General features: G+C 71.7%; 21 protein-coding genes and 1 tRNA gene. 11 read left to right on the top strand and 11 right to left on the bottom strand.

Annotated elements, in window-relative coordinates:
• Positions 1–235: 235 nt before the first annotated feature.
• Positions 236–1108, bottom strand: coding sequence for a Bax inhibitor-1/YccA family protein (locus tag AB0N80_RS05695; RefSeq protein ID WP_363386830.1), 873 nt, complete (start codon positions 1106–1108; stop codon positions 236–238).
• A gap of 143 nt (positions 1109–1251) precedes the next feature.
• Between AB0N80_RS05695 and AB0N80_RS05700 the strand changes: the two genes are divergently transcribed.
• Positions 1252–2262, top strand: coding sequence for a glycerophosphodiester phosphodiesterase family protein (locus AB0N80_RS05700; protein ID WP_363578052.1), 1011 nt, complete (start codon positions 1252–1254; stop codon positions 2260–2262).
• Between the two features lie 10 nt (positions 2263–2272).
• Positions 2273–3202, top strand: coding sequence for an FAD-dependent oxidoreductase (locus AB0N80_RS05705; protein WP_363386823.1), 930 nt, complete (start codon positions 2273–2275; stop codon positions 3200–3202).
• Between the two features lie 112 nt (positions 3203–3314).
• On the opposite strand, the gene AB0N80_RS05710 is transcribed toward AB0N80_RS05705, so the two are convergent.
• Genes AB0N80_RS05710 through AB0N80_RS05720 form a run of 3 tightly spaced genes read right to left on the bottom strand, consistent with a single transcriptional unit; the run spans position 3315 to position 5405 of the window.
• Entirely contained in the window at positions 3315–4145 is an 831-nt protein-coding gene (locus tag AB0N80_RS05710; RefSeq protein WP_363578188.1) for a DUF72 domain-containing protein, read from the bottom strand.
• Positions 4142–4351 (bottom strand): hypothetical protein, encoded by a 210-nt coding sequence (locus AB0N80_RS05715; protein WP_363578054.1) that lies wholly within the window; start codon positions 4349–4351, stop codon positions 4142–4144. Before AB0N80_RS05715 ends, AB0N80_RS05710 begins: the two co-directional genes overlap by 4 nt.
• 58 nt (positions 4352–4409) lie before the next feature.
• Complete coding sequence (locus AB0N80_RS05720; RefSeq protein ID WP_363578056.1) at positions 4410–5405, bottom strand: GTP-binding protein; 996 nt, start codon at positions 5403–5405, stop codon at positions 4410–4412.
• A 79-nt stretch (positions 5406–5484) separates the two neighbouring features.
• On the opposite strand from AB0N80_RS05720, the gene ykgO reads away from it, so the two are divergent.
• From ykgO to AB0N80_RS05735, 3 genes are all read left to right on the top strand, one after another.
• Positions 5485–5607 carry a type B 50S ribosomal protein L36 gene (ykgO, locus tag AB0N80_RS05725; protein ID WP_056226526.1) on the top strand — a complete coding sequence of 41 codons (123 nt, stop codon included), beginning with the start codon at positions 5485–5487 and terminating at the stop codon, positions 5605–5607.
• A gap of 285 nt (positions 5608–5892) precedes the next feature.
• Positions 5893–6201 (top strand): metalloregulator ArsR/SmtB family transcription factor, encoded by a 309-nt coding sequence (locus tag AB0N80_RS05730; RefSeq protein ID WP_363386810.1) that lies wholly within the window; start codon positions 5893–5895, stop codon positions 6199–6201.
• Positions 6198–6494 carry a hypothetical protein gene (locus tag AB0N80_RS05735; protein ID WP_363578058.1) on the top strand — a complete coding sequence of 99 codons (297 nt, stop codon included), beginning with the start codon at positions 6198–6200 and terminating at the stop codon, positions 6492–6494. The genes AB0N80_RS05730 and AB0N80_RS05735 overlap by 4 nt, the downstream gene beginning before the upstream one ends.
• Positions 6495–6626: 132 nt before the next feature.
• On the opposite strand, the gene AB0N80_RS05740 is transcribed toward AB0N80_RS05735, so the two are convergent.
• The 5 genes from AB0N80_RS05740 to AB0N80_RS05760 form a co-directional block, all read right to left on the bottom strand.
• The gene (locus tag AB0N80_RS05740) at positions 6627–6851 is read right to left on the bottom strand and encodes an RNA-binding S4 domain-containing protein (protein WP_363578060.1); all 225 of its coding nucleotides are present in this window, start codon (positions 6849–6851) and stop codon (positions 6627–6629) included.
• A 58-nt stretch (positions 6852–6909) separates the two neighbouring features.
• Positions 6910–6985, bottom strand: a tRNA-Met gene (locus tag AB0N80_RS05745).
• A gap of 81 nt (positions 6986–7066) precedes the next feature.
• Positions 7067–7717: a GntR family transcriptional regulator gene (locus AB0N80_RS05750; RefSeq protein ID WP_363578062.1), complete on the bottom strand. Its 651-nt coding sequence runs from the start codon at positions 7715–7717 to the stop codon at positions 7067–7069.
• Complete coding sequence (locus tag AB0N80_RS05755) at positions 7698–8603, bottom strand: EamA family transporter (protein WP_315993503.1); 906 nt, start codon at positions 8601–8603, stop codon at positions 7698–7700. Before AB0N80_RS05755 ends, AB0N80_RS05750 begins: the two co-directional genes overlap by 20 nt.
• Before the next feature lie 31 nt (positions 8604–8634).
• Complete coding sequence (locus tag AB0N80_RS05760; RefSeq protein ID WP_315993502.1) at positions 8635–9072, bottom strand: MarR family transcriptional regulator; 438 nt, start codon at positions 9070–9072, stop codon at positions 8635–8637.
• 54 nt (positions 9073–9126) lie between these two features.
• On the opposite strand from AB0N80_RS05760, the gene AB0N80_RS05765 reads away from it, so the two are divergent.
• Positions 9127–9495: a VOC family protein gene (locus AB0N80_RS05765; protein ID WP_363578065.1), complete on the top strand. Its 369-nt coding sequence runs from the start codon at positions 9127–9129 to the stop codon at positions 9493–9495.
• A gap of 72 nt (positions 9496–9567) precedes the next feature.
• The gene (locus tag AB0N80_RS05770) at positions 9568–10506 is read left to right on the top strand and encodes a hypothetical protein (RefSeq protein WP_363578067.1); all 939 of its coding nucleotides are present in this window, start codon (positions 9568–9570) and stop codon (positions 10504–10506) included.
• Positions 10507–10560: 54 nt separating this feature from the next.
• Here the strand turns inward: AB0N80_RS05770 and AB0N80_RS05775 are convergent, their stop codons facing one another.
• Positions 10561–10968, bottom strand: coding sequence for a YccF domain-containing protein (locus AB0N80_RS05775; protein WP_315993499.1), 408 nt, complete (start codon positions 10966–10968; stop codon positions 10561–10563).
• Between the two features lie 142 nt (positions 10969–11110).
• On the opposite strand from AB0N80_RS05775, the gene AB0N80_RS05780 reads away from it, so the two are divergent.
• From AB0N80_RS05780 to AB0N80_RS05790, 3 genes are all read left to right on the top strand, one after another.
• Entirely contained in the window at positions 11111–11587 is a 477-nt protein-coding gene (locus tag AB0N80_RS05780) for a general stress protein (RefSeq protein ID WP_315993498.1), read from the top strand.
• A 159-nt stretch (positions 11588–11746) separates the two neighbouring features.
• The gene (locus AB0N80_RS05785; RefSeq protein WP_363578069.1) at positions 11747–14179 is read left to right on the top strand and encodes a UvrD-helicase domain-containing protein; all 2433 of its coding nucleotides are present in this window, start codon (positions 11747–11749) and stop codon (positions 14177–14179) included.
• Positions 14180–14509: 330 nt separating this feature from the next.
• On the top strand, positions 14510–15619 hold the full coding sequence (locus AB0N80_RS05790) for an SseB family protein (protein WP_363578071.1): 1110 nt from the start codon (positions 14510–14512) through the stop codon (positions 15617–15619).
• Positions 15620–15707: 88 nt separating this feature from the next.
• On the opposite strand, the gene AB0N80_RS05795 is transcribed toward AB0N80_RS05790, so the two are convergent.
• Positions 15708–16334: a DUF1684 domain-containing protein gene (locus AB0N80_RS05795; protein WP_363578073.1), complete on the bottom strand. Its 627-nt coding sequence runs from the start codon at positions 16332–16334 to the stop codon at positions 15708–15710.
• Positions 16335–16537: 203 nt separating this feature from the next.
• Between AB0N80_RS05795 and ligD the strand changes: the two genes are divergently transcribed.
• Positions 16538–17563: a non-homologous end-joining DNA ligase gene (gene ligD, locus AB0N80_RS05800; RefSeq protein WP_363578075.1), complete on the top strand. Its 1026-nt coding sequence runs from the start codon at positions 16538–16540 to the stop codon at positions 17561–17563.
• The last annotated feature ends 16 nt before the right edge of the window (positions 17564–17579 follow it).

The raw sequence follows: 17579 nt of genomic DNA on the forward strand, positions 1-17579 counted from the left end.
GCCGGGAGGCTAGTGCCGCGGCATCCGGCGCCCGTACCCCTTGCGGCAGTGCGGGGGTGGTGTGCGGGTGTCGCGCCGCGGCCTGCGCGGCGCGGGCGTGAGTGTCCAGGACACGCCGCGTGTGGTCCCCGGTCGGGGCGTGTCTTGGACACTCGACGGGAGAGAGGGGCGTCAGCGCGGGAACGACGAAGGGCCGCCCCGAACGGGACGGCCCTTCGCGCGACGGATGGAGACGTCAGTTGTTGCCGCGAACGATCGCGATGAGACGCAGGATCTCGACGTACAGCCACACGACGGTGACCATGATGCCGAAGGCGCCGACCCAGCCGTAGACGCGGGCGGCGCCGTTGCGGACGCCGCGCTGGATCTGGTCGAAGTCGAGCACCAGCGAGTAGGCGGCCATGATCACCACGAAGACGCCGATGATGACGCCGAGCGGGATGCCGAAGATCTCGACGTTGCTGCGCAGGCCGAAGGCTCCACCGGCGATCGGGACGTTGAACAGCATCAGGCCGAGGTTGACCAGGCTGAACACGAGGTAGCCGACCATCGCGATCATGAAGATCTTCGTGGCGCGGGCCGACGCGCGGATCTTGCCGCTCGCGAACAGGGCGAGCGTCACACCGACGACCGACAGGGTGCCCAGCGTGGCCTGGAGGACGATGCCGGGGAAGATGAACTCGAAGAACGCCGAGATGCCGCCGACGAACAGGCCTTCGAACGCCGCGTAGGCGACGAAGACGGGGACGGAGGGCTTCTTCTTGAAAGTCGCGACCATGGCCAGCACGAAACCGACGAGGCCACCGACGATCATCGGAGCGGCGCTCGGGTTCGGGTTGGCCGCGCTGACGCCGGCCATCGACCAGATCCAGCCGACGACGGCGGTGACGACCAGGATGCCGAAGAGGGCCAAGGTCTTCATGACGGTGTCTTCGACCGTCATGCGGCCGGTGTCGACGGCGCTCGCCGACGGTGCGGCGTACGCGCCTTCGATCGACGCGGCGGCGGCGGGGTCGACGGCCGGGGGCGGGCTGTAGCGCGTCTGGGCGCCACCGGCTCGAGGGTCCTGGAACGCCGGGTTGTTGAATGCCGGGTTGTTGAGGGCCACGGGAACTCACACTCCAAAAGATGGTGATCACAGCACCGTGCTGTCAGACAACACTAGCCGAGAGGGCCGCGGGAATCCTTGTGCTGACTGGGATTCTGCTTTGAGCGGACCCGCTGTTCACCCGCCCTCGCTACCGTGACGGGGTGCCTGTCGTCATCGGTCATCGCGGCGCCCCCGGATACCTCCCGGAGCACTCCCGATCCTCTTATCTGCGTGCGATCGCGGCGGGGGTGGATGCCGTCGAGCCCGACGTCGTCCCCTCGAAGGACGGCGTGCTCGTGGTGCGGCACGAGAACGAGATCTCCGCGACGACCGACGTCTCGACCCGGGCGGAGTTCGCCGCACGGCGCACGTCGAAGGTGATCGACGGAGAGCGTCTGACGGGCTGGTTCACGGAGGACTTCACGTGGGCGGAGCTGCAGACCCTCCGCTGCCGCGAGCGCATCCCGGCGATCCGGCCCGCGAGCGCCGCGCACGACGACGTCGATCCCGTACTGCGCCTGCGCGACGTCCTCGATCTCGCGCGCGACGGCGGCGTCGGGGTCGTCCTCGAGATCAAGCACGCCGCGGCCTTCTCCGGCCTCGGGTTCGACATGGCCGAGCTCGTCGCGGCCGAGGTGCGCGAGAGCGGATGGGCGGATGCCGCGGACGCGCTGGTGATCGAGTCGTTCGAGCCCCTCGTGCTCGCGCGGCTGCGGGAGCGCGGCATCCGGGTTCCGCTCGTGCAGTTGATCGAGGCGGACGGGGCTCCCTGGGATCTGCGCGAACGCGACGGCTCCGACGCCGCGACCTACGTCTCGATGCTGACGGGGACGGGGTTGGACGCGCTCGCCGATGCGGCCGAGGGCATCAGCCCCGACAAGAGGCTCGTCCTCGCCCCCGACCGGTGGGGGCGTGCGAAGGGACCCGCCGCGTTCGTCGGCGCGGCGCACGACCGCGGCCTGCGCGTGTTCACCTGGACGTGCCGCCCCGAGAACGCCTTCCTCCTGCCGGGGTACCGCCGGGGTGGCGGGAAGGCCGCTCTCGGCGACTGGCGGGGGGAATGGGCCGTGCTGCGCGACGCCGACCTGGACGGGGTGTTCGTCGACCACCCCGACCTGGGCGTGGAGTTCTTCCGGGCGCAACCCCGCCCGTCCTCCGGCGCGTCCGCGTGAGGATGACGGCATGACGGTGGATGTGACGGTGGTCGGCGGCGGCATCTCGGGGCTCGCCTGCGCGCGGGCGGTTCAGGATGCCGGGCGGTCGGTGCGCGTGCTCGATCGCGGTCGGCGCGTGGGCGGGCGTCTGTCCAGCCGCACGATCGACGGGCGCGCGGTGGATCTCGGGGCGTCGTACTTCGTCGTCGGCGAGGCGGAGGGGTTCGCCCACGTCGTGGCCGACTGGGAGGAACGCGAGCTCGCGCGCCCCTGGACCGACACGTTCCAGGTGATCCAGCCCGACGGCTCGCACGCCCCGAAGCCCGGACCGATGCGGTGGGCGGCTCCCCTCGGACTGCGCTCCCTCGCGCTCGACCTGGCCCAGGGGCTGGACGTCGAGGCGGAACGCGTCGTCGGGCGCGTCGAGCCCTTCCGCGTCGACGGCGAGGACGCCGGCGAGGTGGTGCTGGCCATGCCCGCGCCGCAGGCCGCGCGGCTGACGGGGGAGGCCCCGGGCGGGGAGCAGGAGTGGGAGCCCGTGATCGCCGTGGTGCTGCGGTGGGACGAGCGGCGGTGGGATGCCGACCTGCACGGCGCTTTCGCGGCCGATGACGCCGACGTCTCGTTCCTCGCCGACGACGGCGACCGGCGCGGGGACGGCGCCCCCGTGCTGGTGGTGCACACGACGGGCGAGCGCGCGCACCGCCACCTCGATGATCCGGACGCGGCGGTCGCGCCCGTCGTGGCCGCGACGAAGCGTCTGCTGCGGATCGACGACGACCCGGTCGCCACCCACGCGCACCGGTGGACGTTCGCTCGTCCGACCGAGACGACCGGGGAGCCGTTCTTCCGCTCGCCGGGCCTGTCGGCGTGCGGCGACGCCTGGGGCGAGAGCGCGGCGGTGCGCACCGCGTGGACCTCGGGCGATGCGCTCGGGCGGACGCTCGCGGCATCGTGAGCCGCGTCCGGTCGCGGCGAGAAGCGCGGGAGCCGGGCGCTGTGAGGGCCAGGGACGCCGGCGCGGTGGACGGTCCCGAACCTCACCGCACTGTGCTCTTCGCCCGGACGCGTCAGCGCAGGCGGGCCGCGAGTTCCACGGCGTCGTACGGCGCCCGGCCCCGCGCGTCGTTGTCGAAATACACGTAGACGTCGCGGGGGATGCCGTCCGGGGAACCGTCGAGGAGCCCACGGATCCGCGCTGCCCACGCGTCGAGCTCGTCGGCCGCGTACCCGCTGGCGTACAGCTCTCGTGAGCCGTGCAGGCGGATGTAGGTGTGGTGCGCGGTGTCGGCGTCGAAAGCGGGCCACCGCCCCGCGGTGTCCGCCTGCACCAGCGCGACGTCGTGCGCGCGCAGGACATCGGCCGCGCGCGGATAGGCGAAGGACTGGGCGCGGGGCTCGAGCGCATGGCCAAGCGGCACGTCGGCGTCGATCTCGAGCCAGGCGCGCCCCTCGAGACGTTCGTCGTGCCGGCGCGCCAGGGCGAGGGCTTCCCCGGTCGTGCGGGGAAGCTGGGCGAGGAAGCCGTCGAGGTCGGCGGGGTCGAATTCGACGCGTTCAGGCAGCTGCCAGAGGACGGGGCCGAGCGCGGGTCCGAGGGCCAGCACCCCCGACGCGAAGAAATTCGCGAGCGCCGTTCCCACACCGTGCAGCCGCAGCATGTGCGTCACGTAGCGAGATCCCTTGACCGCGAAGACGAAGTCGTCGGGGACGTCGCTGCGCCACCGCTGATAGCTCGACGGCCGCTGGAGCGAGTAGAAGGATCCGTTCAGCTCGACGCTCGGGAGGCGCTCAGCCACGTACGCGAGCTCGCGCCGTTGCACGAGCCCGCGCGGGTAGAAGTCGCCGCGCCAGCGCGGGTAGCGCCACCCCGAGACGCCGACGTACGCGGTCCCGGTCAGGCGTGGCCCTTGGCGGCGGGGAATCCGGGAGCATCGGCGGGATCGGCGTCACCGTCGACGGCGTCGCCGGTGTGGTCGTCGAGGTCGACGTGCTCCTCCGCCTCGGCGGCGTCTTCGCGGACCTCGTCGGTGACGGCGTCGGTGGGCGCGGCGGAGTCGGCGTGGGCGTCGTCGGAGTGGCGGGAGGGGATGTCAGGAGTGCTCATGACTCCACCGTGCTCCTCGACGCCGTGCGGGCGAACCGGCTTGACACGTGCGTGCGGGTCAGTCGCCGGCATCCGGGATCGAGGGCTGCGTGGCGGGCCAGGCCGGAAGGGGATCGGCGAACGCCGCCCAGGCGGCCGGGCCGGCCGCGAGCTCGGCGTCGGTGAGGGCGGCCTCGTCGAGGATGTGCGCGAGGCGCGGCGCCGACAGGTCGAGACCGGTGAAGGCGATCTCCTGACCGAAGCCCATGCGGCCGTCGTCGGCGCCGAGGGGTTCGATCCACATCGCCGAGCCGACGTGCTCCCAACGGGCCAGGATGCCGGGCCGCGAGGCGAGGCGGCAGAAGCCCGCTGAGCGCACGAGACGACCGGCCGCGCCGTCGTCCAATCGGTCGAGGGCGGCGGACAGGCGCTCGGGGTGGAAGGGGCGCACCTGCTCGTAGACGAGCGTCGCGACGCGGTTGTCGCGCATGAACGGGTCGTGTTCGCCGTTGAGCGCCCGCACCCATCCCGCGCGCTCGAGCAGCTCGCCCTCGTGCCTCGCGGGGGAGCGCAGGTCGCTCACGGGATCACGGGACAGTCGCAGCACGGCGCGGGGATTGAGGTGCGAGGCGAGTGCCATCTGCACGGCGAGAGCGGGTGTGGGGACCTGCTCCCAGTTGATCCACACGATGCGGGTCGCGAGCTCGAGCGCGAGCGCGGCCTGGCGCGCGCGGGCGCCGACGTCGCCACGGGTGTCGCCGGGGCGGGCGGATGCCACCAGGGCGGCGTCGTCGAGCAGGTCGCCGATCATGTGGCGGGCGTCGACGACGCAGACCGCGTCGACGTCTGCTCCTCCGCGAGCCACGAGCACGTGGATCAGATCGACGTCGCTGCCGAGGTCGACGACCGCGTGGTCGTCCGAGGCGCGGGGGCGCGGGGTCGGGAGAGCGTGCGCGGCTCGCAGATCGGCGAATCGCAGAAGGTGAAGAGGGCGTTCGAGAGCGACGGCGGTCCTCTCGGCGTAGGACCGGCGTTCCGGGGCGCAGACGCCCATGATGGCGATCGTGCGGGGCATGGCATCCACCTCTCGGTTGTCTCCGGATCGTGAACACCCTAGCCTGTTATTGATAACGGTTATCAAAAAGGAGGATGCCATGAAGGTCCGCGCATCGATCAAGTCTTTGAAGAAGCAGCCCGGCGCGCAGGTCGTGCGTCGGCGCGGCAAGGTCTTCGTGATCAACAAGCTGAACCCGCGCTTCAAGGGGCGGCAGGGGTAGGCCTGGGCGCAGTCGTCCGTCGTTCGGAGGCTCGGCGGCATGGAGGCCGTGGGGCGGGTCGTCGGGGTCGTGATCGGGTTCGCGCTCGCCGGGCACGCGGCGTGGATGGGTCGCCAGGCCTGGCGTCGCCGCGACGCGAGGGGGATCCACGAGGCCGCCGCATCCTGCGGGACTCGCGTGGTCCGTCCGCCCGATGAGGAGTGACGCCGCGATAACGCGAACGAGAACTGTTCCCGACATGACAAACACATTGCAATCTGTTTATGCGTCTGGTGGAGTGAGGGCGTGGACAAGATCGCGGGACTCGACGAGGCCGCGGAGCTGTTCAAGGTCCTCGGCAGCCCGTCGCGCCTCGCGCTCGTCTGGCTGCTGAACCACGAACCGCTCACGGTCGGCGCGCTGGCAACGTCATCCGGACTCTCTCAACCGCTCGTGTCGCAGCATCTGCGCACTCTGCGGCAGGCGGGCCTGGTGACCTCGGAGCGTGACGGGAAGGAAATCCGCTACGCCCTGGCCGACCAGCACGTCGCCCATGTCGTGCTCGACGCGATCGCCCACGTCACCGAACCGACCGACCAGGGGAGCGAACAATGAGCACCGCCGAAACCCACGCCGAGCACACCGTCGACGAGCACGCCCACGGCGACGACTGCGGACACCAGAAGATCGAGCACGGCGATCACATCGACTACGTCCACGGCACCCACCACCACGCCTTGCACGGCGACCACTACGACGAGCACGAATCCCAGGCCGAGCACTCGATCGCCGACCACCGTCACGGCGACGACTGCGGCCACGAGAAGGTGGAGCACGACGACCACGCCGACTACGTGCACGACGGCCACCGTCACGCGCTGCACAGCGACCACTACGACGAGCACTGACCTGCTCCGGCGGCATCCCCTGTCACGAGCGCGGGATGCCGATCTTCGGGCCCGTCCTCCCCGCGAGGGGAGGGCGGGCCTCTGTCGTGTCCCGGCGGGCGCGAGAGCCGCGCGCTCCGCCGGCGGCGGGCCTCAGACCTGGACGCGGAAGGAGCGACCCTCGAAGGCGATCACGTCGCCGGCCTGCAGCTGACGCCCGCGTCGCCGTTCGATCTCGCCGTTGACCTGGACGTAGCCGTCGATGATCGCCTCTTTGACGTCACCGCCCGAGTCCAGCACGCCCGCGAACTTCAGGAACGGGCCGAGGCGGATCATCTCGCTGCCGACCGAGACGTCCTGGGGTGCGGGGGAGGTCATTCCTCCAGCATGGCAGGTGACGGGGAGTGCTCGGCATGGTGCCTCGGCGGCGGGGACGTGGACGCGACGGCGGGAGTCGAACCCGCCACGCCTTCGGTTATGAGCCGAGGCCCGGGACCGCCCGGATCGCCGCGATGTGCCCCCACGCTAACCTCGCCCCGCCGTCCGACGAAGGTGCGTTGCGGTGCGTGACGGGAGGTGTCGCCGCGTGTCGCTCAACCCGCGCGCCGCCGCTCGATGATCGCCCGCGTCGAGTGCTCCAGGTGCGCACGGACGGCGTGTTCGGGGTCGCGCAGCGCCTCGGTCACGTAGGCGCGGTGCTCCTCGGTGAGGGCGCCGGACGCGTACGCGGGCCGCACGTGCGTCAGCAGCAGGTGCATCTCGGAGTCGAGGCGACGGTATTCCTCCGCGATCCGCGCGCTGCCGGCCGCTTCGACGAGCGCCAGATGCACGCGGGCGTGGGTAGCGAGCGTCGCCGCCCAGTCGCCCGATGCCTCCGCCGCAGCCAGCTCGTCGAGCGCCGCGTCGACGTCGGGAGGACGGATGCCGCGGTCGCGGACGATCCGCAGCGCCTCGGTCTCGAGGGCGCACCGCAGCTGCTGCAGCGCGACGAGAGCGTCATCGTCGAGCGACGACACCCGCACGCCGCGGTACGGCTCGGCGGTGGCGAGTCGTTCGGCGGTGAGCCGCGCGAGCGCCGTCCGGGCGGTGTGGCGCGAGACGCCGAAGGTGTCGCTCAGCTCCTCCTCGCGCAGGGGTGCGCCGGGCGCGAGCTCCCCCGACAGGATGCCGGCGCGGACGGCGTCGGCGACGACATCGGCCGCGCGAGGACCCGGGGTGGGGGCGTCACGCGCGAGACGTGGCATCCGGAACCTCCTGACGCCGACGAACGGGAGCAGAGACAACTGCGAGACCCGCCGCGATGAGCGCGAGACCGAGGGCGCCCACCGGGGTGAGGTGCTCCTCCAGCACGAAGAGGCCGAGGAGGGTCGCGGCGAGCGGCTCGGCGAGGGTGAGTGTCGACACCGTCACCGCGGTGAGGCGCGCGAGCCCCCATCCGAAGAGCAGGTACGCGACCGTGGTCGTGACAACGCCCAGCCAGAGCGCGAGCGCGAGACCGTTCGGGGTGAGCAGCCACTCCGTGCCCGCGAGCAGGAGGACGGGGACGCTCGCGACCGCGGCCACGCCGAAGACCGTGCCCATCACGCGCGTGGAGTCCCACCCCCTCTCGATCAGGGCCTTGCCGCACACCGTGTAGAGCGCGTACGACATCCCCGCGCCGACCGACCCGAGCAGTCCTCCGGGGGCCAGCGCCACGGTGCCGCCGGTCACCCCCGACACCAGCACCACCCCGGCGAGGGCGACGGCGGTGGCGAGCATCCACCGCGCAGAGGGGGCGCGGCGCAGGCGCACGGCATCCACGATGCCGGTCGCGATGGGGGCCGACCCGAGCGCGACGACCGTGCCGATGGCGACGCCGTTCTCGCGCGTGCCGAGGAAGAACAGCGGCTGGTAGGCGAGAACGCCGATCGCACCGACCGCGATGAGCGCGGCGGTCGACGCCCGCGTCGCTGTCGCGGGGCGGGGCGCGGATCTGCGGGCGAGGGCGAGCACTCCCAGGATGCCGCCGCCGACCACGATGCGTGCCGCGCCGACGGCGATCGGCGAGGCGTCGACCCCGGCCAGGGCCTGCGCGGTGCCGGTCGTGGAGAAGCACAGCGCCGCAGCGAGGATCGCGAGAGCGGGAAGCATGGATGGATTGTTACACAATCCGCCCGTGACCTCAGATCCGGAGGGCCGCCACCATGGAGCGCAGCGCGCGCAGGGCGGCCTGCTGCTCGGCATCCGTCATCCCGTGGAGCATGCGCCGCTCGACATCCCGCACGGCCGCGCTCGCCGCGGCGAGCGTCTCGTGGCCCTTCGCCGTGAGGCGTGCGGGCAGGACCTTGCCGGAGGTCGGGGTCGCGGGTCGCTCGACGATGCCGTCGCCTTCGAGGGTGTGGAGGAGCACGTTCATCGACTGCCGGGTCACGAATGCCCCGCGCGCGAGGTCGGAGTTCGACAGGCCCGGGCGCTGCGCGAGCAGCTCGAGGCAGGAGTAGTGCGTGATCGTCATGCCGAGCGGGCGGAGCACGTCTTCCATCGCCGCTCGCAGCGCGCTGGCCGCCTCTTTCAGCAGATAGCCGAGGGAGGTGTCGAGATCGATCCGCTCTTGCGTCATGTCAGTATTCTGACATAGGCTTGGTGTCAGATAACTGACACACAAGGAGCTCTTATGCCTGTCACCGGTCTCGACTTCGTCTCCCTGCAGGTGCGCGACCTCGCCGCCTCCCACGCGTTCTACGAGCGCTACCTGGGCCTCGAGCGATCGCCCGCCGGCCCGCCGCACGCGGTCGTCTTCTCCACCGCCCCCATCGCCTTCGCGCTCCGCGACCTCGCCCCCGGCACCGACCTCTCCGGCGTCGCGCAGCCCGGCGTGGGCGTCGCCCTGTGGCTGCTCGCGACCGACGTGCAAGCGATCCACGACGCCCTCGCCGCGGACGGCCAGCGCATCGTCATGGATCCGATCGACGGTCCCTTCGGTCGCACCTTCACGTTCGCCGATCCCGACGGCTATCACGTCACCCTCCACGACCGCGGCTGAGCGGCCCGGGGAGGCGGTCGAGCCCCGACCGCCCCGAGCGGACGCCCAGCCTGCGACGGGTAACGTTGACGCATGGCGACGACGGCGGGGCGAGGCATCCTGGCCCTGGGCGTCTTCGGCATCCTTCTGGCCTTCGGTGCGGTGATCGCCGTGCTGGTGGATCCCTTCGCGCGGGTGCCCATGATGGTCGATCCCACGACCGAGTGGCTCGCGCGCGTGCTTCTGGCCCTGGGCGTCGCCTGGCTCGTGATCGGCATGCTCGCCGCTCGCACGAGCCTGGTCCGTCGGCCCGGCGCCGCGGCCGCGCGCGCGACCTGGATCGCCTCGACGCGACCCTGGCGGGCCCGCGAGTCGAGCCTGGGTCTGCTGCCGTTGGATCGCTGGCTGATGATCCTCGTACCCGGCGGGCTGCTCGTCACCACGCGCATCGTCCAGACCCCGCGTGACGGACTCCTCGGCGTCGCCGTCGCGATCCTGGGGTGGCTCCTGTTCGCCACCGCCGTGCGGCTCCTGCTCGGCCGCCGATCGCCGTGGCCCATCATCGCGGCGGTCGGGGGAGCCCTCGTGCTGCGCTGCGTCGTCGGGCTCCTGGCCGTCGCCCTGTCGGGCCCCGACGGCGTATGGCCGTCGCTGTGGGCGGTGCCGGCCGTGCGAATCCTCTACCTGATGGTGGCGTTCGCCCTCGTGGCGTGGGTCTTCGTCGCCGCGGGCTGGTCGCTCGCTCCGCAACTCGGTCGCCCTCGCGCCGCGGGCATCGCCCTCGCGGGCATGGGGATCGGCTACGCGCTCCCCGCCGCCACCGTCGCCGTCGCGGGAGCGGGCGACGCCCTGCGCTCCTGGAACGAGCAGATCGGCATCCTGCCGTGGGATCTCGCGCGCCTCACCGGTATGCGCGACGGCGCCTTCCCGGTGGAACTCGTGAGCGTCACGGCCGTGATCGGCGCGATCGCCACGATCGTCGGCATCCTGCTCGCCCTGCCGCGCCGCGTGTACGCACGCCGCACGCGCTGAGACTCGGCGCCCTCGAGCGCCCGATCGCGGACGCCCCGCCCGCATGGGCGACGTTCAGCGACCGAGCGTCTGATCGAACGGTCCGCCGCGGCGGATCTCGCGCACCTCTTTACCGAGCGGGAACAGCGAGACGGGCACCAGCTTGAAGTTCGCGATACCGAGCGGGATGCCGATGATCGTGACGCACAGCACGAGCCCCGTGACGATGTGCTCGAGGGCGAGCCACCAGCCGGCGAGCACGACCCACACGAGGTTCCCCAGGAACGACCCCACGCCCGCCGTCGGCTTCGCCACGATCTCGCGGCCGAACGGCCACAGCGCGTACAGCCCGATGCGGAACGAGGCGATGCCCCACGGGATCGTCACGATCAGGATGCAGAGCACCACCCCCGCGGCGAGGTAGCTGAGGAAGAGCCAGAAACCCGACAGCACGAGCCACAGGACGTTGAGGATGAGGCGCATGCGTCCATCCTCGCGGTTCGGAACGCGGCGCCCGACGGGTTTGACACCGCTTCACCTAACCTCCCGACGGTGGGGGTGCAAGCGCCCTTCGCACACCACCTCGGGGGTCTAGCGTGGGGCACCCCGAGGGAAGGAACCGATCATGTCCGACGTCACCCGCGCCACCCCCGAACGCCGCGTCCTTTCGAGCTTCAGCGACTACACGGGGGCACAGGCCGCCGTCGACCGCCTGTCGGACGCCGGGTTCCCCGTCGAGCACACCGCCATCGTCGGACACGGCGTACGCATCGTCGAGCAGGTCACGGGGCGCATGACCCGTGGACGGGCGGCGCTGCTGGGTGCCGCGTCGGGCGCGTGGTTCGGCCTGATGATCGGCGTGCTGATCGGTCTGCTGAGCGTCGGAGGATTCCTCGGGTTCGTGCTGCTGGGTCTCGTGCTCGGTGCCGTGTGGGGCGCGGTCTTCGGTTTCGCCGGACACGCCTTCACCGGTGGTCGCCGCGACTTCTCGTCGGTGCAGGGCTTCGAGGCCGAGCGCTGGGACGTGACGGTGGATGCCGAGCACTTCTCCCGCGCGCAGTCGCTGCTGTCGTCGGGTGCGGCGGGGGAGGGTCGCGCGTAACGTCGGCGCACTGCTGTCGGGCGGGTTCCGGCGTCGTGGGGCACCGCGCGTGGCCCCGGGGCGTCGGGGGTGACCCCAGGCCACCGGCGCGCGTCGCGCTCGTGAGGCCGCCCGGCCGCGAGGCCGATGTCGGAGGCCCCGCCTAGACTTGAAGGCGCCATGACCGACGCCTCCACGCCCCTCATCGTCGGCGGTTCCGCACCGTCGGCCGCCCGACCCGACGCCGATCTGCTCGAGGGGCTGAACGGTCCGCAACGGGAGGCCGTGACCTACCGGGGTCAGGCGCTGCTCATCGTCGCCGGCGCCGGCTCGGGCAAGACGAGCGTGCTCACCCGGCGCATCGCCTCGCTGCTGCGCACGCGCGAGGCGTACCCGAGCCAGATCCTCGCGATCACCTTCACCAACAAGGCCGCCGGCGAGATGCGCGAGCGCGTCCATCAGCTCATCGGGCAGAAGGCCGACGGCATGTGGATCTCGACCTTCCACTCCGCGTGCGTGCGCATCCTCCGCCGCGAGGCGGAGCAGTTCGGCTTCACGAAGTCGTTCACGATCTACGACTCCGGCGACTCGCGCGCGCTCATCAAGCGTCTCGTGAAAGAGCACGAGGGCGACTCGTTCGGCCTCACCCCCGCGGGGACGCAGAGCCGCATCTCGAAGCTCAAGAACGAACTGGCAGACGCCGAGTCGTACGCCCGCTCCGCCAACATGAGCGACCCCGCCGAACGCGTCTTCGTCGAAATCTTCTCGTCCTACCAGCGCGAACTGCAGCGGGCCAACGCCTTCGACTTCGACGACCTCATCGCCCAGACCGTCTACCTCTTCCGCGCGTTCCCCCAGGTCGCCGACGTCTACCGCAAGCGGTTCCGGCACATCCTCGTCGACGAGTACCAGGACACCAACCACGCGCAGTACGCACTGATCCACGAGCTCACGCGCCCCGTCGGCTCCGACGCCGAGCCGTTCTCCTCGGGCGGCATGATGATCTTCGACGCGGAGCCCGCGGGCGAGGACGCGGCATCCCTCACCGTCGTCGGTGACTCCGATCAGTCGATCTACGCGTTCCGCGGTGCCGACATCCGCAACATCAGCGAGTTCGAGCGCGACTACCCGGGCGCCAAAGTCGTGCTGCTCGAGCAGAACTACCGCTCGACGCAGAACATCCTGTCTGCGGCCAACGCGGTCATCGCCAACAACTTCGACCGCAAAGACAAGAAGCTCTGGACCGACGTCGGCGCGGGCGACCCGATCATCGGGTTCACCGGCTACTCGCAGCACGACGAGGCGCAGTTCGTGGCCGACGAGATCGAGGCCCTGCACAAGAAGGGCGTCGACTACTCCGGCGTCGCGGTGTTCTACCGCACCAACTCGCAGTCCCGTGCGCTGGAGGAGATCTTCATCCGCTCCGCGGTGCCCTACAAGATCATGGGCGGCACCAAGTTCTACGAGCGCGCCGAGATCAAGGACGCCCTCGCCTACCTCGTGGCCGTCGCCAATCCGGCCGACTCGATGGCCCTGCGCCGCATCCTGAACCGTCCGCGCCGCGGTATCGGCGACGTGACCGAGACGGCGATCGCACGCTATGCCGCCGAGCACGACATCACCTTCCGCGACGCCCTCGCCAACTCCGCTCAGCTCGGCGTCGGCCCCAAGCTGCAGAAGGCGATCGATCAGCTCGACGCCGTGCTCACCGAGGCCACGGCGGTCATGCTGCCGGCATCCGGAGAACTCGCCCCCTCCACCTCGGTCACCGAGGGCCTGACGCTGCTGCTCAACAAGAGCGGCTACTTCGACGCCCTGCGCGCGAGCAAAGACCCGCAAGACGAAGCGCGCCTCGAGAACCTCGACGAGCTCATCGCGGTGACGCGCGAGTTCGCGCGCAACAACCCCGAGGGCACGATCATCGACTTCCTCACCGAGGTGACCCTCGTGGCGGATGCCGACGACCTCGACGACGCGTCGGGCTCGGTCTCGCTCATGACCCTGCACACCGCGAAGGGCCTCGAATACGACGCGGTGTTCCTCACCGGAGTCGAGGAAGACCTGCTGCCGCACCGGATCTCGGCCAACGAGCCGGGCGGGCCGCAGGAGGAACGTCGTCTGTTCTACGTCGGCATCACGCGCGCCCGCAAGCGACTGCACGTCTCGCTCGCGATGACCCGCGCGCAGTTCGGCGAGGTCACGGTGGCCATGCCGAGCCGGTTCCTGCAGGAGATCCCCGCCGACCTCATCGACTGGCGTCAGTCGCCGGGCGACGTCAACGGCCGCGGCGGATCGCAGTCCCGCGCGCTCAACGCGCGCGGCCGTCGCCCCGGCCAGCCCGGCGGGGGCAATCGCTACGGCGACGACCTCGTCCCCCTGCCCAAGCGCGCACCGGCCGACCCGAGCAAGTTCCCGAACCGCATCCCCGCGAAGGTGCGCGACAACGGCGACATGGTTCTGGCCGCGGGTGATCGCATCCGCCACGACGACTTCGGCGAGGGCCGAGTGGATGCCGTGACCGGCGAAGGCGCGAAGCGCGTGGCGCACGTGCGCTTCGACACGGTGGGTCCGAAGAAGCTGCTGGTGAAGATCGCGCCGATCGCGAAGCTGTAGCGCGTCCGCGCGAGTCGGGGGAGGTCACGCGGGCCGGCCCGCTTCGGTGCCTGCTGCGGCGGGCGACGCGGGCTGCGTCGGTGCGTGCTTCGGGCTGCGGGGAATGGGGCCGCAATGTGGTTCGGGGCGAGTTTTTGCGTTCCGGGCGTGATTTCTCCGCCCCGAGTCGAGGAATTCGCCCCGAACGCCCCGCACGGCGACCCGACGCCCCGCACGCCGACCCGGCGACCCGACGCCCCGCGCATCAGCGCGTTGCCGTGCCGCGCGGTGCCGCGCCCCGCCAGGGCCCACGGGGCCCTGGCCCCCGGACCGCCCGGATAGGCTGGCGGAATGGCTCTGTTCTCGCGCCGCAAGAAGTCCGAATCCGACGACGCATCGGTCGACCGGCCCGACACCACGATCGAACCGGGCGAACAGCCCGTCGACCCCGCCGGCCCGAGCGATGCCGCTCCCGCCGCTGACGCGACCCCCGCCGCTCCGGCCGAGGCCGCGCCGACCGTCGGCATCTCGATGTCGTCGTTCCGCGGAGTGGGGGCGGGGCCCGAGCCCGCACCGACCTTGACGAACGCCCCGCCGGTCGCCGCACGCCCGTCGGCCCGTCAGCCCGGCCCGATGGAGGCCCCCGAGGCGCCCGAGACGGTGCAGGGCCTGCGCGACAACGCGTTGCTCGGCAACGCCCTCGCCGAGATCTCGGGGCAGCCCGAGCCGGCCCAGCTGCTCAACGTCGCGCGTCAGCTGCTGCAGGGTCACGTGTTCCTGCGCGTGAAGGGTGACGCGCGGGCGCTGCTGGCCGAGGGCAAAGACCTTCCGCTCGCCGTCGCCAACCGCGGCGACGAGCAGCTCGTGCTCGCGTACAGCGGGGGCCTGGCGCTCCGCGCGAGCGTCGAGGCGGACGGCGACCACGACACCTCCGCGATGGGCCAGCCCATCATGGCCCTGCTGCGACACGTCCTCTCGGGCTCTTACGCCGGAATCGTGCTCGACCCGGCATCCGGTGACAACCGCGCCGTGCTGCCCAAGGCGCTCCTCGAGCGCATGGTGGCCGAGGTCGACCCGGAGCTGCGCATCAAGACCGCCCTGTGCGACACGCGTACCGACGAGACGGTGGCCACGATCGTCGAGGCGATCGTCGCCGAAGCGCCGATGTGGATCGCCGTCAACCGCACAGAGGAGGGCGGACCGATCGGCGTCGCCGAGTCGCGTTCGGCCGCGGGCGAGCGTTTCCTCGAGGTCTTCAGCCACCCGCTCGAACTCCTCGCGCTCGGCCGCGGTGATCAGCCGCTGCCCATCAGCCGTGCGCAGCTGTCGAAGGCCCTCGCGAGCGACCCCGCGCTCACCGGCATCCTGATCGATCCGGCGGGCCCGTGGATCCGCCTCACGCGCGACGAGCTCGCGCCCGTCATCGACCTCGCCGCGCAGGACGCCGCCGCGGAGTCCTGAGCGCACGACGACAGCGGGCCGCCCCCTTCTTGGAGGGGCGGCCCGCCGTCGTTTCCGACCGGATCCTGGATGTCGAGGAGCTCGGCCCTCACACCCCGTACAGTTCGCCGACGGGGACCGCCACCGGCAGCACGTTGCCGGCGGGAGCGAGCGGGCACGCCCACATCGGGTCGTAGGCGCACGAGGGGTTGTAGGCGAAGTTGAAGTCGATGACGAGGGTGTCGGGGGCGGCTCCGCGGCCGAGGTCGGCGCCCTTGATGGTGTCGAGCAGGTAGCGTCCGCCTCCGTACGTGCCGCCCGGCCGACCGGCGGCCGCGTCGCGCACGGGCACGAACAGTCCGCCGCCGTAGGACGTGAGGCGCCACACGTCGAGCGATCCGGTGTCGGGGAGCTCCACGCGACCGATGCGCTCGAAGCCGACCTCGCCGTCGGTGCCGGTGGTCGCGACGAACGACGCCTCGTCGGCGTCGAGCAGCGGCACCTCGAAGCGCCAGGCGACGTCGTAGGGGGCGAGGGGCAGGCCCTCGAATCCGTCGCGCTGCTCCGGGAGCAGCGGCGTCGCGGGGTGATCGGCGAAGAGCGCGTCGCGCTCGATGCGCCAGAGCTCGTGGGCGTCTTCGGGGTCGTCGGCCTCGCGCACGGCGTCGTAGAGCGCGAACACGCGGCGGCGCCAGTCGGCGATGTCGAGGGCGGTGCGGGCGGCGGCGGTGGTCATGACTCGAGCGTAGGCCGGGGGTGGATGCCGGGGCCCGGGGTGGACAGCGATGCGGCGTGCCGCCCGCGTGCGCGCGGGCGGCACGCGAGCGGGGCGTGCGCGGGCGCGTGCGCGGTGGCCCCGGGGCCACGCGCGGCGCACGGTGCGACCGCCGTCGCGCAACGGGGCAGACACGGCGCGGGCCCGCGCACTAGCGTCGGCACATGGCATCCCCTCGCATCACGCTGACCGTCCCGGGCCCCGACGGCGACCGCGAGGTCGGCATCTCGAACCCCGACCGGGTGCTCTGGCCCGAGGTCGGGATCACCAAACGCGAGCTGGCCGAGTATCTCATCGCGGTGGGCGGCCCCTTCATCGCGGCGAACGGACACCGGCCCGTGTCGCTCGAACGCTTTCCCGAGGGTGTGGGCGGCGAGGCCTTCTTCTCGAAGAACCCGCCGAAGGGGGCGCCGGCGTTCGTCGAGGCCGTGACGGTCACCTACAACAGTGGGCGGCGGCATCCGCAGCTCTTCCTCGGCGAGATCGCCTCGGCGGTGTGGGCCGCGCAGATGAACACGATCGTGTTCCACCCCTGGGCCTCGCTCGCGACCGACCCCGACCATCCCGTCGAACTGCGCATCGACCTCGACCCGCAGCCCGGCACCGGCATCGCCGAGGCCGTCACGGCGGCGCAGGAGCTGCGGGTGGTGCTGCGCGAGGCGGGCCTCGAGCCCTGGATCAAGACGAGCGGCAACCGGGGCCTGCACGTGTTCTGCCCGATCGAGCCCACGCACGAGTTCCTCGACGTGCGGCACGCCGTCATCGCCGCCGCACGCGAACTGGAACGTCGGATGCCGGATGCCGTGACCACCAGCTGGTGGAAGGAGGAGCGGGGCGAGCGCATCTTCGTGGACTTCAATCAGGCGAATCGCGACCGCACCTTGGCCGGCGCGTACTCCCCGCGGGCCCTGCCCACCGCCACGGTGTCCACCCCGGTGGCCTGGGACGAGCTCGACGGCGTCGACCCGCTCGCGTTCACGGTGCGCTCGGTGCCGGAGCGGTTGGCATCCGTCGGGGATCCGTGGGAGGGCTTCGCCGAGAAGCCCGGACGCATCGACACGTTGCTGGAGTGGTGGCAGCGCGATCTCGAGAACGGGCTCGGCGAACTGCCGTTCCCGCCCGAGTTCCCCAAGATGCCCGGCGAGCCACCGCGCGTGCAGCCGTCACGGGCGAAGTCGCCGGCGGAGTGACGCGGCGCAGCGCGGA

The organism is Microbacterium sp. NPDC089188 (assembly GCF_040685155.1).
Taxonomy (GTDB): Bacteria; Actinomycetota; Actinomycetes; order Actinomycetales; family Microbacteriaceae; genus Microbacterium; species Microbacterium galbum.

Coding starts and splice junctions, on each gene's coding strand:
- AB0N80_RS05770 (WP_363578067.1), top strand. CDS start 9,568: ATGGCGACGACGGCGGGGCGAGGCATCCTGGCCCTGGGCGTCTTCGGC.
- AB0N80_RS05780 (WP_315993498.1), top strand. CDS start 11,111: ATGTCCGACGTCACCCGCGCCACCCCCGAACGCCGCGTCCTTTCGAGC.
- ligD (WP_363578075.1), top strand. CDS start 16,538: ATGGCATCCCCTCGCATCACGCTGACCGTCCCGGGCCCCGACGGCGAC.
- AB0N80_RS05750 (WP_363578062.1), bottom strand. CDS start 7,717: ATGCCACGTCTCGCGCGTGACGCCCCCACCCCGGGTCCTCGCGCGGCC.
- AB0N80_RS05785 (WP_363578069.1), top strand. CDS start 11,747: ATGACCGACGCCTCCACGCCCCTCATCGTCGGCGGTTCCGCACCGTCG.
- AB0N80_RS05720 (WP_363578056.1), bottom strand. CDS start 5,405: ATGCCCCGCACGATCGCCATCATGGGCGTCTGCGCCCCGGAACGCCGG.
- AB0N80_RS05705 (WP_363386823.1), top strand. CDS start 2,273: ATGACGGTGGATGTGACGGTGGTCGGCGGCGGCATCTCGGGGCTCGCC.
- ykgO (WP_056226526.1), top strand. CDS start 5,485: ATGAAGGTCCGCGCATCGATCAAGTCTTTGAAGAAGCAGCCCGGCGCG.
- AB0N80_RS05715 (WP_363578054.1), bottom strand. CDS start 4,351: ATGAGCACTCCTGACATCCCCTCCCGCCACTCCGACGACGCCCACGCC.
- AB0N80_RS05775 (WP_315993499.1), bottom strand. CDS start 10,968: ATGCGCCTCATCCTCAACGTCCTGTGGCTCGTGCTGTCGGGTTTCTGG.
- AB0N80_RS05735 (WP_363578058.1), top strand. CDS start 6,198: ATGAGCACCGCCGAAACCCACGCCGAGCACACCGTCGACGAGCACGCC.
- AB0N80_RS05760 (WP_315993502.1), bottom strand. CDS start 9,072: ATGACGCAAGAGCGGATCGATCTCGACACCTCCCTCGGCTATCTGCTG.
- AB0N80_RS05765 (WP_363578065.1), top strand. CDS start 9,127: ATGCCTGTCACCGGTCTCGACTTCGTCTCCCTGCAGGTGCGCGACCTC.
- AB0N80_RS05740 (WP_363578060.1), bottom strand. CDS start 6,851: ATGACCTCCCCCGCACCCCAGGACGTCTCGGTCGGCAGCGAGATGATC.
- AB0N80_RS05755 (WP_315993503.1), bottom strand. CDS start 8,603: ATGCTTCCCGCTCTCGCGATCCTCGCTGCGGCGCTGTGCTTCTCCACG.
- AB0N80_RS05790 (WP_363578071.1), top strand. CDS start 14,510: ATGGCTCTGTTCTCGCGCCGCAAGAAGTCCGAATCCGACGACGCATCG.
- AB0N80_RS05795 (WP_363578073.1), bottom strand. CDS start 16,334: ATGACCACCGCCGCCGCCCGCACCGCCCTCGACATCGCCGACTGGCGC.